This window comes from Streptomyces colwelliae (genome assembly GCF_048158785.1).
Taxonomy (GTDB): Bacteria; Actinomycetota; Actinomycetes; order Streptomycetales; family Streptomycetaceae; genus Streptomyces.
On record NZ_JBLTJC010000101.1, the window covers coordinates 1 to 13,405 of the forward strand.

The following is a 13,405-nucleotide window of genomic DNA, read 5'->3' on the forward strand; positions in this document are numbered from 1 at the left end:
GAACCGTGGGCGGGGTCGGTGTCACGGCCGAGGACTTCGGGGTGAAGGGGCCGCGCGGCTGGGCGTTCCGGGGGATCTCCCTGGCCGCCGGGCCCGGCTCGCTGATCGCCGTCGAGGGGCCGTCCGGGTCCGGGCGTACGAGCCTGCTGCTCGCGCTCGCCGGGCGGATGAAGGCGTCCGAAGGGACCGCCACCGTGGGCGAGTTGACGCTGCCGAAGCAGTCGGCGGCCGTGCGGCGGGTCAGCGCACTGGCCAATGTCGCCGGGGTCACCGACCTCGAACCGGCGCTGACGGTCGGGGAGCATCTGCGCGAACGGGCGCTGCTGCAACGGCGGTTCGGGGATTCCGTACGCGCGCTGCTGCGGCCGCGGTCCGAGCGGGCCGTCGAGGCGGGCCTGCGCGTCGAGCGGGCCCTGACCGCCGCCGGTCTCGACCTCGGGGCGCTGCCGAAGGGCTCGCGGACCGCCGTACGGGATCTGGAACGGCCGCAGGAGGTGCGGCTGTCCATCGCGCTGGCGCTGATCGGGCGGCCCGCGCTGCTCGGGGTGGACGACGTCGACCTCAAGCTCTCGGACGCCGAACGGGCGGAGATCTGGGACCTGTTGAGGTCGCTCGCCGAAGCCGGAACGACTGTCGTGGCGGTGTCCACCGAAGGAACGGAGAAGGCCGATGCACGCGCCCAGACTGGCCGCGCTTGAGCTCAGGCGCTTCCGCAGGGGGAAGCTGCCACGCGCCGCGCTCGTCGCCCTCCTGCTACTGCCGCTGCTCTATGGCGCCCTGTACCTGTGGTCGTTCTGGGATCCGTACGGCCGCCTGGACCGCATCCCCGTGGCGCTCGTCAACGACGACAAAGGGGCGAGCGCCGACGGGAAGAAGGTCACGGCGGGCGACGACATCACCGAGGGGCTGCGCGACAGGGGGACGTTCGACTGGCACGAGGTGAGTGCGGCCACCGCGCGGAAGGGCGTCGAGGACGGCACGTACTACTTGTCGCTGACCATGCCCGCCGACTTCAGTGAGCGCGTCACCTCCAGTGCGGGCGACTCTCCGGAGGCGGGCGCGCTCCAGGTGCGGACGAACGACGCGAACAACTACATCGTCGGGCAGATCTCCCGGACGGTGTTCAGCGAGGTGCGGTCGGCCGCGTCCACCAAGGCCTCGCGGACGTTCCTGGACCGGATCTTCGTGTCGTTCTCCGACGTCCACGGCCAGACCGTGAAGGCGGCCGACGGCGCCGACAAGCTGAAGGGCGGCATCGGTACGGCCGAGGAGGGCTCCAAGGATCTCGCCGACGGCCTGAAGGACGCCAAGAAGGGCAGCGGCAAGCTCTCCAAGGGCCTCAAGAAGCTCGACACGGGCGCGGGCGACCTGGAGGACGGCTCGCGGCAGGTCGCGGCGGGGACGCAGACCCTCGCCGACACGGTCAACGGGGTCGCCGACAAAGTGGGCCCCTTCCTTGAGGACAACGAGAAGACCATCGGGGACACGGCCCAGTTGGTCGCCGACTCGGCCAGGACCATCCGCGCCAACCTCGGCACCCTCGTGAAGACCGCTCCGGTCGCCGCCAAGGGCGCGCACGCGGCGTCGGACACCCTGGGCGAGGTCTACAGGGCGCGCTGCGAAACCGCCGTCCTGAAGGACGCCGCCTGTCCCGACCTGAAGAAGGCCGCCACGGCCGCCTCCGACGTCGCGAAGGTCGCCGACGACGTCAACACCCTGGTCGCCGATCAGAACGGTGACCTGAAGAAGCTCGACGCCGACCTCGGCACGCTCCAGACGCAGGCCCAGGCGCTCGCCGACCGCGCCCCGCACCTCTCCGAGGACCTCGACGACGCGGTGGCCAAGGTCAACAGGTTGAACGACGGTGCCTCGAAGGTCGCCGCGGGCGCCAAGACCCTGCACACCGGGCTCGGCACGGCGAAGACCGGCGCCGCCGACCTGGACACCGGTGTCGGCAAGCTCAGGACGGGTGCCGTGGACCTGAACGGCGGCCTGTACAAGCTCGTCGACGGCTCCGGGAAGCTCGCCGGCGGTCTGCACGACGGCGCGGCGCAGATCCCGGACTACGACAAGCAGGACCGCGACCAGCGCACCGGGGTCATGGCGGACCCGGTCCAACTGGCCACCCAGGACCTGCACAAGGCGCCCAACTACGGCACCGGATTCGCCCCGTACTTCATCCCGCTGTCCCTGTGGGTGGGCGCGATGGTGGCTTACATGTTGATCGCGCCCATGAACCGGCGCGCGCTCGCCGCCGGTGCCTCGGCCTGGCGGATCGCGCTCGTGGGCTGGCTGCCGGTGGTGGCGGTCGGGGTGCTCCAGACGGTGGCCCTGACGGCCGTACTGCACTGGGCGATCGGCCTGGAGATGGCGCGGGCGGCCGGCACGGTCGGCTTCCTGTTCCTGGTGACGGCGTGCTTCGCGGCCATCGTGCAGTGGCTGAACGCACGCTTCGGAGCGGCGGGCCGGATCCTCGTACTCGCCCTGCTGATGCTCCAGTTGACGTCGGCGGGCGGCACCTATCCCGTGCAGACCAGTCCCGGTTTCTTCAACGCGATCCACCCCTTCCTGCCGATGAGTTACGTCGTCGAGGCCCTACGGAGGCTCATCACGGGCGGTGGCCTGGGACCCGTGTGGCACGCGTGCGTGGTGCTCGTCGCCTTCACCGCGGGGGCGCTCGCGCTGACCGCGCTGTCGGCGCGCCGCCGCCAGGTGTGGACGCTCGACCGGCTGCACCCGGAGCTGAGCCTGTGACCCCGCCCAGGACCTCGACACCCGTGGCCGGCGCCGGAGCCGGGCCTGTGACAATCAGGCCCATGGAAAGCAGCAGCACCCCGTCGGGCGGCAGCACGCGCCGCGAGGCCACCCGGCAGAAGCTCTACGAGGCGGCCGTCACGCTCATCGCCGAACAGGGCTTCTCGGCCACCACGGTGGACGAGATCGCCGAGCGTGCCGGGGTCGCGAAGGGCACCGTCTACTACAACTTCGCCAGCAAGTCCGTCCTCTTCGAGGAGCTGCTGCGGCACGGGGTGGGCCTCCTCACCGCCTCGCTGCGGGAGGCGGCCGAGCAGACCGCGCGGGACGGCGGCAGCAAGGTGGACGCCCTGGACGCGATGATCCGCGCGGGCCTCGGCTTCATCGCCCGCTACCCGTCCTTCACCCAGCTCTACGTGGCCGAGCTGTGGCGCACCAACCGCGCCTGGCAGCCCACTCTCATGGTGGTGCGGCAGCAGGTGAACGCGGCCATCGAGGACGTGCTGCACGCGGGCGTGGCGGGTGGCGAGTTCAGCCCTGAGATCGATGTCCGGCTGACCGCGGCCGCGCTGGTCGGGATGGTCCTGGTGGCCGCGCTGGACTGGCAGTCGTTCCAGCCGGAGCGCTCCTTGGACGACGTCCACTCGGCGCTGTCCCGGCTGCTCCAGGGGCGGGTCAGCGGGGGTCGCTGACCCGACGCAAAAACAGAAGCGCCGGTCCGCTGTGGCCGCGTCCCCCGCGGGCCACCTCGAACCGGCGCTCCCTTGTGCTCCCCCGTACGTTCCCCCTGTTGGAACCCCCGTTGGTCAGTCCCAGGGTTCCCCCGTGCCTCGCTTCCGCCGAAAGTTCGGCGGAAGGAGCGGCCAAGGGCGCGGGCCCCGTTCCGCCGCCCCGTGTCGGCGGTACCGGAGCCGCGCCCCTTTCCGTGTCTCCACTCTCTCGTTCGCGCAGGTCGCGCCCCATCCGCGCGCGTACTCATCTCACTCCCTAGGTACGGATACTCAGCCGTACGCACTCAGGCCCAGGACGCCATGTTGCCGAGTGGTTACTATCGCCTCCGTGTCCGTACTCCCCCTGGTCTTCACCAGCGGCTGGGCCAGCGGCGTCAACGCGTACGCGGTGGTGCTGCTGCTCGGGATCTTCGGCGCGACCGGAGTGACCGACGCGGTCCCCGAGTCGCTGCAACGCCCTGAGGTCCTCATCGCAGCGGGCGTGCTGTTCCTGTGCGAGGCGGTCGCCGACAAGATCCCGTACGTCGACTCCGTCTGGGACTCCGTGCACACGGTGATCCGGCCGGCCGCCGGGGCGTGGGTCGGGGCGGTGCTCGCCGGGCACAGCGGTTCGATGAACGATGTGGTGGCGGGGCTGATCGGCGGTTCGTCGGCGCTGGCCAGCCATACCGTCAAGGCCGGGACGCGGATGGCGATCAACACCTCGCCGGAGCCGTTCAGCAACGTGATCATGAGCTTCGCGGAGGATCTCGGGGTCGGCGGGATCGTCTCGTTCGCGATGTTCCATCCCCAGGCGGCGGCGATCATCGCGGCCGTGCTGCTGGTGGCCGGACTCACGGTCCTGTTCTTCCTGATCTCCCGGATCCGGCGCTTCCTGCGCCGCAGAGCCCAGCGCCGGGAGGAGAGACGGCTCGCCGCGCAGGTGGGACACCCTCCCGGACGGCCACCGGACCAAGATCCCTGGTGACCGCCCGCGGCCGGGACTGTCAGTGGCGGCCGATAAAGTCGCGGGCATGGCACGGATTGCGGTGATCGGCGCCGGCATGGGCGCGATGGCGGCCGCTGCCCGGCTGGCCGTCGCGGGCCACCGGGTGGCGGTGTACGAGCGTACGGAGACGTACGGCGGTGCGGTGCGCCGCTTCGAGCGGGACGGGTTCTCCTTCGACACCGGCCCCGGTCTGCTGCCCGTGCCCGCGGTCTACCGCGACCTGTTCATCAAGACCGGCAAGGAGCCGCTGGAAGACCTGGTCGAGCTGGTCCAGGTCGACCCCTCGTCCCGGCACGTCTTCGCGGACGGCACGGAGGTGTCGCTGCCGAACGCCTCCCGCGCGGGCGTCGTCACGGCCCTGGACGAGGCCCTGGGCGGCGGCGCGGGCCAACGCTGGGGCGACTTCCTGATCCGGGCCCGCGAGGCCTGGGACCGCACCCGCAGGCCCCTCCTGGAGGAGCCCCTGTGGCCCAACTGGTCGGTGCTCGCCGACCAGGAGCCGTATCCGGCGGTCCCGCACAAGAAGCTGCTGCGTACGCGCCGGGCGAGCACCCTCGCCGAGATCGGCGCCTGGGAGCTGCGCGACGAGCGCCTGACCGCCCTCCTGGAGAGCCACGCGCTCGCGTACGGCCTCGACCCCCGGACGGCTCCGGCGAGCGCGGCCGTGCTGCCGTACATGGAGCACGCCTTCGGCACCTGGTATGTGCGGGGCGGCATACGGGAGTTGGCGCGCGCGGTGTACGAGCGGTGCCTGGCGAGGAGGGTCGAGTTCGTCTTCGGGGCCGAGGTCACCCGGGTGCTGGAGAAGGACGGGCGGGCTGCGGGAGTGGAGCTCGCCGACGGGACGGTGGCCGAAGCCGACCACGTCGTGGCGGACGTGGACCCGGCGCGGCTGCGGGCCCTGACGGAGCGTCCGCTGGACGAGGACGGCGATGTGCAGGCCGGCCCGGACTCACCCCGGCCGGTGCGGTGCACACTGCTGCTGGCCCTGCGCGGCCCGCGTGAGGTGGCGGCCGTTCACCGGACGGTGGTCCATGCCCCGGACCGCGAGGCCGAGTTGGACCTCCTGGCCTCCCCCGGCGGCGACGGGCCGCGCTGTCCCACGGTGACGGTGCTGCGCCCCGACGACCCCGCGCTCCGGCCGGACGGTGAGCACGAGTCCGCGGTGGTGTCCGCCGTGCTGCCGAGCGAGGCCGGCTGGGCGGACGAGGGCACGGTCCGGCGGTACACGGACTTCCTCCTGGAGGCCGCCGGGCGGGCCGTACCGGCGCTGCGGGACCGCCTGTTGTGGCACGAGGTGCGGACCCCGGAGCACACGGAGGGCGAGACGGGCGCGCGATTCGGCGCCGTGCCCGCGCCTTCGTTCGCCGCCGGGCGGGGCCGTTTCCTGCACCCGGCGAACACCACGCGCGTGCCCGGGCTCTACCGGGTCGGCGGCTGGTCCCACCCCGGCGGCGGACTTCCGCACGCCGGTATGTCGGGGGCGCTGGTCGCCGGACTGATCGTGGAGGGACCCCAGTTCAGAGGGTCCCAGTAGGCGGGTCTCAGTAGGAGGGTCCCCCGTAGGCGGCCTCAGTAGGCTTCAGAAACGGTACTGCTCGTCGTAGCCGGCGCCCGACTGCGGCTGCTGCTGCGGCTGTTGCTGACCGTCGCCCTGGTAGGGGTACTGCTGCTCCGGCGGCATTTCGCCGCCGTAGGTCTCGTCGTTGCGCTGCTGCGGGACCCACACCCCGCCGGCCGGGGTCTCGCCGCCGTAGCCGCCGTTGTTGCCGTACTGGTCCTGCGTGTAGCCCTGTTGGGGATACTGCTGCTGACCGTCGTAGCCCGTGTCGTAACCGGTGCCGCCGTAGGTCTGCGTGCCGATGTACGGGTCGGAGTAGGCCGCGTACTGCTGCTGGCCGGTCGTGTCGTAGCCGTACTGCTGCTGGTCGTAGCCCGCGTAGTTGTTGTCGTAGCCGTAGTTCTGGTCGGCCGCCGCGTAGGCCTGGTCCTGGGTCTGGCCCGCGGCCGCCGCGGCGTACGCCTGGTCCGTGCCCTCGTAGTTGGGGTCCGCGGCGTTGGCGTACGCGGCGGCGCTGTACACGCCGTAGGAGCCGGTGTCGTCCGGGAGGGGCTGCGGCTCGTAGACCGAGGTGGTCTCGGCGGCCGTGGGGGCGACGGGGCGGTTCGGGGTGAACACGTCGTCGCGGTCGTAGTCGTCGTCCTGGCCGTAGGCGGCCTTGTTCTGGCCGTACTCCTGGAAGCCGCTCTCCGCACCTTCGAGGCCGGAGGCGTCCAGATTCGGGTCCTGCTCGTCCGGCTCGCCGCGGCGGCGCTTGATGCCGCCCGCGCCCGGTCGGCCGGAGACCGCCCAGCCTGCTTCGAAGCCGCGGCGGAACGACAGCGTGACGTAGGTCTGGCCGACGGCGAAGGCGACCGCGCCCAGGCCGATGACGACGACGGAAGGAATCAGCACTCCGAGCACGACGCCCAGGAAGCCGACGAATGCGAGCAGCCGCCAGCGCAGGCGTGCCTTGTACTGCAGCAGCACCTCACCGAGCAACCACAGTGCGACGATGCCGAACGCGATGTAGAGGACCGTCCAGCCCATGTACGCCCCTCTCCCAGTGGCCGCTACGCAGTGTGTCCTATTCCGGAGCGACCGGTCTAGGCCCGCGGTGGGTGGTGCAGGCCCAAGTTCTCGTAGATTTCGAGTGACGCCGTGGAGCTGTTGAGCGTGATGAAGTGAAGTCCGGGGACTCCCTCGGCCAGCAGCCGGGCGCAGAACTCGGTGGCGAACTCGATTCCGATCGAGCGTACAGCGGCCGGATCGTCTTTGGCTGTGAGGATTCGCTCTTTCAGGGCGGCCGGGATGTCCGCGTTGCTGAGCTGCGGCAACCGCTCCAGCATCCGCACGCTGGTCACCGGCATGACCTCGGGGATGACCGGGGTCGCGCAGCCCGCCGCCTCGACGCGGTCGCGCAGCCGCAGATACGACTCGGGTTCGAAGAACATCTGGGTGATCGCGTAGTCGGCGCCGGCCCGGCACTTGTCGACGAAGTGCGCGACGTCCGTGTCCCAGTCCGGGGAGCGCGGGTGCATCTCCGGGAAGGCCGCGACGCCGACGCAGAAATCGCCCGACTCCTTGATGAGCCGCACCAGTTCGGCCGCGTACGTCAGCCCCTGCGGGTGGGCCACCCAGTCGGCCATGGGGTCGCCGGGCGGGTCGCCGCGCACGGCGAGGATGTTGCGGATCCCGGCGTCGGCGTACTGGCCGATGATGTTGCGCAGCTCGGCGACGGAGTGGTTGACCGCGGTGAGGTGGGCGACCGGGGTGAGCGTCGTGTCGACGACGATCTGCTCGGTCTCCCTGACGGTGCCCGCGCGGGTCGAGCCACCGGCGCCGTAGGTCACCGAGACGAAGTCCGGGGCGACCGCCTCGACCCGCCGCAACGCGCTCCACAGGCTCCGCTCGCCCTTGGGGGTCTTCGGCGCGGAGAACTCGAACGAGTACGTCGCTTTGCCGGTCGCGAGCATGTCGCGCACGGTGCGTGCGCGATCTGTCCTGGTCGATGCGGTCCCGAAAGCCATACCCGCAGGTTAGTCAGGGGGCGGCGGTCACCCAACCGGAAGTGGGAATTTGCCTGGTTTGTCGCCCTCTTGTCCACCCATCGGACAACAGCGCGACTTCTTGGACGCCGGTCAGGCGGCCTGCCGGATCCGCTTGGCGAACTCCGCCGCCGCCGCGCCCGGGTCGTCGGCCTCCGTGATGGCCCGTACGACGACGACGCGACGGGCGCCCGCTTCGAGGACCTCGTCGAGGTTGCCGAGGTCGATGCCGCCGATGGCGAACCAGGGGCGGTCGGTGCCCAGGGCGGCCGTGTACCGGACCAGGTCGAGGCCGGGGGCGTGGCGGCCGGGCTTGGTGGGGGTGGGCCAGCACGGGCCCGTGCAGAAGTAGTCCACGCCCTCCTGGACGGCGGCCGCGGCCGCTTCGGACTCGGCGTGCGTGGAGCGGCCTATCAGGACGTCCTCGCCGAGGATCGCGCGGGCCGCGGGGACCGGGAGGTCGCCCTGGCCCAGGTGCAGTACGTCGGCGCCGGCGGCGTGGGCGACGTCCGCGCGGTCGTTGACCGCGAGGAGCCTGCCGTGCCGGGCGCAGGCGTCGGCGAACACCTGGAGGTGCTCCAGCTCCTCGGCGGCCTCCATGCCTTTGTCGCGCAGCTGCACGATGTCGACCCCGCCGGCCAGGACCGTGTCCAGGAACTCCGCCAGGTCGCCCTGGCGCCGGCGGGCGTCCGTGCAGAGGTAGACCCGGGCGTCGGCGAGTTCCGCGCGGGCGGCGGCTGCGGCGGTGTCGGGCATGCGTGTGTCCCCCGTTGTCCTGCTTGTCGTGTGGTGGTGTCGCGCACGGGCCGCGGGCAGGGCCTTCCCAGGCAGGCCCTCGCGTCGCCGCGGCCCGTGCACCGGTCGGTCGTGCGGGTCAGACGGCGAGCGCCTGGGCGCGGCGCTTCACCTCCGTGCCGCGATTCTCACTCAGCGCCTGCGCGGGGGTGCCGGGCAGGCTCGGGTCGGGGGTGAAGAGCCATTCGAGCATCTCTTCGTCGGAGAAGCCGTCGTCCCGCAGGAGCGTCAGGGTCCCCGTGAGGCCCTTGACGACCTTCTGCTCGGCCCCGTCGATGAAGGCGGCGGGGACGTGCAGCGCGCGGTTCTCACCACGGCGTACGGCGATGACTTGGCCGTCCTTGACCAGCTGCCGCACGCGTGTCACCTCGACATCGAGCAACTCTGCGATGTCGGGCAGCGTGAGCCAGGCGGGGACGAGAGCATCGATCTTTGCGTCAATCTCGGTCACGTAAACAGCGTGCCATCCCGGACTGACAGTCGGAAGTCGGGCCGGTCCGACCCGGGGGGACGAACTAGGCGATAGCCGCCTTCATCGGCAGAGAAGCATCGGCCAGCAGCGCGGGATCCACCGGCGTGGCCGACTCGATCAGCCGGCGGCCCTGGGCCAGGTCACGGGGGCGGCCGACCGCCAGGAGGGCCACCAGACGGTCCCCGCGCAGCCAGCAGACGCTCCACGCCGGGGTGGCCGGGTCGCCGCGCCACAGGGTGGTGTCGGCGGACGCGTGGTGGCCGGCGTACTGGACGAAGCGGCCGAACTGCTCCGACCAGAAGTACGGCACCGGGTCGTAGACCGCCGGGGTCTCCCCCACGATGTTCGCGGCGACCGTGCGCGGCCCCTGGAGGGCGTTGTCCCAGTGGTGGACGAGAAGTCGCTCGCCGTACCTTCCCGAAGGGAAGGAGGCGCAGTCGCCGACCGCGTACACGTCCGGCACCGAGGTGCGCAGCCCGTCGTCGGCGAGGACCTCGCGGTGCGCGCCCAGTTCGATGCCGGAGCCCGTGAGCCAGGCGGTGGCGGGGCGGGCGCCGATGCCGACCACGACGGCGCCCGCGGGCAGCCGTGTGCCGTCGTCGAGGACCACCTCGCCGGGTTCGACGTGCGCCACGCGTGCGTGCGTCCGCAGGGAGGCTCCGGCGGTGGCGTACCAGGCGGCCATCGGCGCGGCCACCTCGGCGGGCAGCGCCCCCGCGAGCGGCCGGTCCGCGGCTTCCACGACGGTCACCGCGCAGCCCGCCTCGCGCGCGGCCGTGGCGAACTCCGCGCCGATCCAGCCCGCGCCGACCACCACGATGTCGTGCTGCCGCGCGAGCACCGGCCGCAGCCGCTCGGCGTCGTCCAGGGTGCGCAGCAGATGGACACCGGGGATGCCGTCGGCGCCCGGCAGCCGGATCGGTTCGGCACCGGTGGCGAGGACGAGGACGTCGTAGGGCACCGGGCCCTCGGCGGTGTCCAGTTCGTGGTCGGCGGGGCGCAGGCCCACCACCTCGCGCCCCAGCTGCACTTCGATGCCGAGCGCCTCGAAGTCGACGTCGAAGGCGGAGCCCTCGGCCTTGCCGAGCAGGACGGCCTTGGACAGCGGGGGCCGGTCGTACGGCTGATGGGGTTCCGCGCCGATCAGCGTGACGGTGCCGGTGAAGCCCTGGTCCCGCAGCGCGACCGCGGTCTGCACCCCGGCCATGCCCGCGCCGACGACGACCACGCGCCGCCCTGCCGCCGTGCCCTGTTCCCGCGTCTGCTCCCGCGTCTGCTCGCTCACTCGATCACCATAGACACCTGACGATTTGTCAGTCAGCGGGCGCGTCAGGTGACCTGTTCCACAGTGCTGGTCCCGTGTCCCGCCTGGGACTCCCACTCCCAGGTCTCGTCGAGGCGAACGCGGCCGTCGGGCAGCTCGACCACATCGGACACGCAGTGCCCGGAGGACGTCGTCCCGTCCGTCTTCAGCTGTACGTACCGGAAGTCGAGCCGGTCCCCCGCGCGCGTGCCGACGAGATGCCCCCGTACGACGTCGCCGCCCGCGTACTCGGCCCAGATCTCGCCGTCCTTCTCGTGGTACGCGAACCGGGTGCGGGTCCCGACCTGACCTGGGGCCTGGTCCGCGACGGGGGCGAGGACGAGACCGTCGAGCGAGCGGGCCATGGACAGCGGCTCCCTTACTGGCACACAGGGCACGGGCTAGGGTGGCCAAGGTAAAGCACTCGCGGGAGTCCGGACGCACCGGGCTGAGAGGGAGGCTGGCGGCCTCCGACCGTACGAACCTGATCCGGGTCATGCCGGCGAAGGGAGGGGCTGGACGCCCATGCCTGCACGTACGTCAGACGTCCTCGTCGTCGGGGGCGGGATCATCGGCCTGGTCACGGCCTGGCGCGCGGCCCAACGCGGCTTCGCCACGGCCGTGGTGGACCCCGAGCCGGGCGGCGGGGCCGCCCAGGTGGCCGCCGGGATGCTGGCCGCCGTCACCGAACTCCACTACGGCGAACAGACCCTGCTCGCCCTCAACCTCGCCTCGGCGCACCGCTACCCGGACTTCGCGGCCGAACTGACCGACCTCACCGGCCTCGGCCTCGGCTACCGGCGCTGCGGCACGCTCGCCGTCGCCCTGGACGCCGACGACCGCGCCCATCTGCGCGAACTGCACGCCCTGCAAAGCCAGTCGGGCCTGGACTCCGAGTGGCTGTCGGGGCGCGAGTGCCGGCGCCTGGAGCCGATGCTCGCGCCGGGTGTGCGCGGGGGGCTCAGGGTCGACGGGGACCACCAGGTCGACCCGCGGCGGCTGGCGCACGCGCTGGTGGCCGCCTGCGAGCGCGCCGGGGTCGTCCTCCACCGGACGTGGGCCGAGCGGCTCACGGTCGAGCGGGAGCGCGCCACGGGGGTCGTCACGCGCGAGGGCGAGGTGCTGGGCGCGGGCCAGGTGGTACTCGCGGGCGGCAGCCTCAGCGGGCGGCTGAAGGGCGTCCCGGGCGACGTCCTGCCGCCCGTACGGCCCGTGAAGGGCCAGGTGCTGCGGCTGACCGTGCCGGAGCGCCACGCGCCGTTCCTGAACCGCACCGTGCGGGCCGTGGTGCGCGGCAGCCAGGTGTACCTGGTGCCGCGCGAGAACGGCGAGCTGGTCGTCGGCGCGACCAGCGAGGAACTGGGCTGGGACACGACCGTGACGGCCGGCGGCGTCTACGAACTGCTGCGCGACGCCCACGAGTTGGTCCCCGGGATCACCGAACTGCCGCTCACCGAGACCCGGGCCGGACTGCGCCCAGGTTCCCCCGACAACGCGCCGCTGCTCGGCCCGACCGCGCTGCCGGGCCTGCTGCTGGCCACCGGGCACTACCGCAACGGCGTACTGCTCACCCCCGTCACCGGCGACGCCCTGGCGCACGCGCTCAGTACCGGTGAACTCCCGGACGAGGCACGCCCGTTCACCCCGAAGCGGTTCGCCCGCACGGAACTCGTGGAGCAGCCCGCATGAACATCTCCGTCAACGGCGAGCACCAGGAGATCGCTCCCGGCACGCCCCTCGACGTGCTCGTACGGTCCCTTACCCCGGCCCCCTCCGGTGTGGCCGCCGCCCTCAACGAAACCGTCGTCCCGCGCGCGGAGTGGCCGTCGACGTCCCTCTCCGAGGGAGACCGCGTCGAGGTCCTCACCGCCGTCCAAGGAGGCTGACCCATGGCCGACGACCCCTTCGTCCTCGCTGGTACGTCCTTCACGTCCCGGCTGATCATGGGCACCGGAGGCGCGCCCAGCCTCGACGTCCTGGAGCGCGCACTGGTGGCCTCCGGCACGGAGCTCACGACGGTCGCGATGCGGCGCGTCAACGCCTCCGTGCACGGCTCGGTGCTGTCCGTGCTGGAGCGGCTCGGCATCCGGGTGCTGCCCAACACCGCGGGCTGCTTCACGGCGGGCGAGGCGGTGCTGACGGCACGGCTGGCGCGCGAGGCCCTGGGGACCGCGCTGATCAAACTCGAAGTGATCGCGGACGAGCGCACGTTGCTGCCGGACCCGATCGAACTCCTCGACGCCGCCGAGACGTTGGTCGACGACGGCTTCACCGTGCTGCCGTACACGAACGACGATCCCGTGCTGGCGCGGAAGCTGGAGGACGTCGGGTGTGCGGCGATCATGCCGCTGGGCTCGCCGATCGGTTCTGGGCTCGGTATCCGCAACCCGCACAACTTCCAGTTGATCACCGAGCACGCGCGTGTGCCGGTGATTCTGGACGCGGGGGCGGGTACGGCGTCCGACGCGGCGTTCGCGATGGAGCTGGGGTGTGCCGGTGTGATGCTCGCCTCAGCGGTGACGCGGGCGCGGGAGCCGGTTCTGATGGCGTCGGCGATGCGGGGCGCGGTGGAGGCGGGGCGGTCGGCGTTCCGGGCGGGGCGTATCCCCCGCAGGTACTTCGCCGAGGCGTCCTCCCCGACAACCGGCGTGGCCTGCCTGGACCCGGAACGCCCCGCTTTCTGAATCTCCGCCCCCGCACCACCCGCCGAGACGCACAGCCCGGCCTCAGACACCCGCCCCACCATGAGGTATCCGTCACAGGTCGGCTTCAGT

General features: G+C 72.1%; 14 protein-coding genes and 1 riboswitch. Of the genes, 8 read left to right on the forward strand and 6 right to left on the reverse strand.

Annotated features, from left to right (window positions below; translation table 11 throughout):
- The first annotated feature begins 5 nt into the window (after positions 1–5).
- The 5 genes from ACNFOC_RS21910 (at position 6) to ACNFOC_RS21930 (ending at position 6,010) form a co-directional block, all read left to right on the forward strand.
- The gene (locus tag ACNFOC_RS21910) at positions 6–698 is read left to right on the forward strand and encodes an ABC transporter ATP-binding protein (RefSeq protein ID WP_416960812.1); all 693 of its coding nucleotides are present in this window, start codon (positions 6–8) and stop codon (positions 696–698) included.
- The gene (locus tag ACNFOC_RS21915; protein ID WP_416960791.1) at positions 670–2,754 is read left to right on the forward strand and encodes a YhgE/Pip family protein; all 2,085 of its coding nucleotides are present in this window, start codon (positions 670–672) and stop codon (positions 2,752–2,754) included. The genes ACNFOC_RS21910 and ACNFOC_RS21915 overlap by 29 nt, the downstream gene beginning before the upstream one ends.
- Before the next feature lie 62 nt (positions 2,755–2,816).
- On the forward strand, positions 2,817–3,446 hold the full coding sequence (locus ACNFOC_RS21920) for a TetR/AcrR family transcriptional regulator (RefSeq protein ID WP_416960792.1): 630 nt from the start codon (positions 2,817–2,819) through the stop codon (positions 3,444–3,446).
- 367 nt (positions 3,447–3,813) lie between these two features.
- The gene (locus ACNFOC_RS21925) at positions 3,814–4,452 is read left to right on the forward strand and encodes a DUF4126 domain-containing protein (protein WP_416960793.1); all 639 of its coding nucleotides are present in this window, start codon (positions 3,814–3,816) and stop codon (positions 4,450–4,452) included.
- A gap of 46 nt (positions 4,453–4,498) precedes the next feature.
- Positions 4,499–6,010: a phytoene desaturase family protein gene (locus ACNFOC_RS21930; protein WP_416960794.1), complete on the forward strand. Its 1,512-nt coding sequence runs from the start codon at positions 4,499–4,501 to the stop codon at positions 6,008–6,010.
- Positions 6,011–6,055: 45 nt separating this feature from the next.
- Here ACNFOC_RS21930 and ACNFOC_RS21935 read toward each other — a convergent pair whose 3' ends face one another.
- The 6 genes from ACNFOC_RS21935 to ACNFOC_RS21960 all read right to left on the reverse strand — a co-directional run bounded on the left by ACNFOC_RS21935 (position 6,056) and on the right by ACNFOC_RS21960 (position 10,996).
- On the reverse strand, positions 6,056–7,063 hold the full coding sequence (locus ACNFOC_RS21935; protein ID WP_416960795.1) for an SCO2102 family sporulation regulator: 1,008 nt from the start codon (positions 7,061–7,063) through the stop codon (positions 6,056–6,058).
- 56 nt (positions 7,064–7,119) lie between these two features.
- On the reverse strand, positions 7,120–8,043 hold the full coding sequence (gene metF / locus ACNFOC_RS21940; RefSeq protein ID WP_416960796.1) for a methylenetetrahydrofolate reductase [NAD(P)H]: 924 nt from the start codon (positions 8,041–8,043) through the stop codon (positions 7,120–7,122).
- Between the two features lie 111 nt (positions 8,044–8,154).
- A complete protein-coding gene (gene thiE / locus ACNFOC_RS21945) occupies positions 8,155–8,817 on the reverse strand; it encodes a thiamine phosphate synthase (RefSeq protein WP_416960797.1) in 663 nt (220 codons plus the stop codon).
- 118 nt (positions 8,818–8,935) lie between these two features.
- Positions 8,936–9,307, reverse strand: a complete 372-nt coding sequence (locus ACNFOC_RS21950; protein WP_033284439.1) for an Rv2175c family DNA-binding protein — start codon at positions 9,305–9,307, stop codon at positions 8,936–8,938.
- A gap of 64 nt (positions 9,308–9,371) precedes the next feature.
- The gene (locus tag ACNFOC_RS21955; protein ID WP_416960813.1) at positions 9,372–10,535 is read right to left on the reverse strand and encodes an NAD(P)/FAD-dependent oxidoreductase; all 1,164 of its coding nucleotides are present in this window, start codon (positions 10,533–10,535) and stop codon (positions 9,372–9,374) included.
- 122 nt (positions 10,536–10,657) lie between these two features.
- Positions 10,658–10,996, reverse strand: coding sequence for an avidin-fold protein (locus ACNFOC_RS21960; protein WP_416960798.1), 339 nt, complete (start codon positions 10,994–10,996; stop codon positions 10,658–10,660).
- Between the two features lie 51 nt (positions 10,997–11,047).
- A riboswitch (TPP riboswitch) is annotated at positions 11,048–11,159 on the forward strand.
- Between ACNFOC_RS21960 and thiO the strand changes: the two genes are divergently transcribed.
- The 3 genes from thiO to ACNFOC_RS21975 all read left to right on the forward strand — a co-directional run bounded on the left by thiO (position 11,157) and on the right by ACNFOC_RS21975 (position 13,315).
- Positions 11,157–12,320, forward strand: a complete 1,164-nt coding sequence (gene thiO, locus ACNFOC_RS21965) for a glycine oxidase ThiO (RefSeq protein ID WP_416960799.1) — start codon at positions 11,157–11,159, stop codon at positions 12,318–12,320. (Overlaps the previous riboswitch by 3 nt.)
- Entirely contained in the window at positions 12,317–12,517 is a 201-nt protein-coding gene (gene thiS / locus ACNFOC_RS21970; protein ID WP_327404710.1) for a sulfur carrier protein ThiS, read from the forward strand. Before thiO ends, thiS begins: the two co-directional genes overlap by 4 nt.
- A 3-nt stretch (positions 12,518–12,520) precedes the next feature.
- A complete protein-coding gene (locus ACNFOC_RS21975) occupies positions 12,521–13,315 on the forward strand; it encodes a thiazole synthase (RefSeq protein WP_416960800.1) in 795 nt (264 codons plus the stop codon).
- Positions 13,316–13,405 lie beyond the last annotated feature (90 nt).

Excerpts from the sequence above, each read along its gene's own strand:
- metF (WP_416960796.1), bottom strand. The coding sequence starts at position 8,043 with ATGGCTTTCGGGACCGCATCGACCAGGACAGATCGCGCACGCACCGTG.
- ACNFOC_RS21930 (WP_416960794.1), top strand. The coding sequence starts at position 4,499 with ATGGCACGGATTGCGGTGATCGGCGCCGGCATGGGCGCGATGGCGGCC.
- ACNFOC_RS21960 (WP_416960798.1), bottom strand. The coding sequence starts at position 10,996 with ATGGCCCGCTCGCTCGACGGTCTCGTCCTCGCCCCCGTCGCGGACCAG.
- ACNFOC_RS21915 (WP_416960791.1), top strand. The coding sequence starts at position 670 with ATGCACGCGCCCAGACTGGCCGCGCTTGAGCTCAGGCGCTTCCGCAGG.
- ACNFOC_RS21955 (WP_416960813.1), bottom strand. The coding sequence starts at position 10,535 with ATGGCCGGGGTGCAGACCGCGGTCGCGCTGCGGGACCAGGGCTTCACC.
- ACNFOC_RS21935 (WP_416960795.1), bottom strand. The coding sequence starts at position 7,063 with ATGGGCTGGACGGTCCTCTACATCGCGTTCGGCATCGTCGCACTGTGG.
- ACNFOC_RS21920 (WP_416960792.1), top strand. The coding sequence starts at position 2,817 with ATGGAAAGCAGCAGCACCCCGTCGGGCGGCAGCACGCGCCGCGAGGCC.
- thiS (WP_327404710.1), top strand. The coding sequence starts at position 12,317 with ATGAACATCTCCGTCAACGGCGAGCACCAGGAGATCGCTCCCGGCACG.
- thiO (WP_416960799.1), top strand. The coding sequence starts at position 11,157 with ATGCCTGCACGTACGTCAGACGTCCTCGTCGTCGGGGGCGGGATCATC.
- ACNFOC_RS21975 (WP_416960800.1), top strand. The coding sequence starts at position 12,521 with ATGGCCGACGACCCCTTCGTCCTCGCTGGTACGTCCTTCACGTCCCGG.
- thiE (WP_416960797.1), bottom strand. The coding sequence starts at position 8,817 with ATGCCCGACACCGCCGCAGCCGCCGCCCGCGCGGAACTCGCCGACGCC.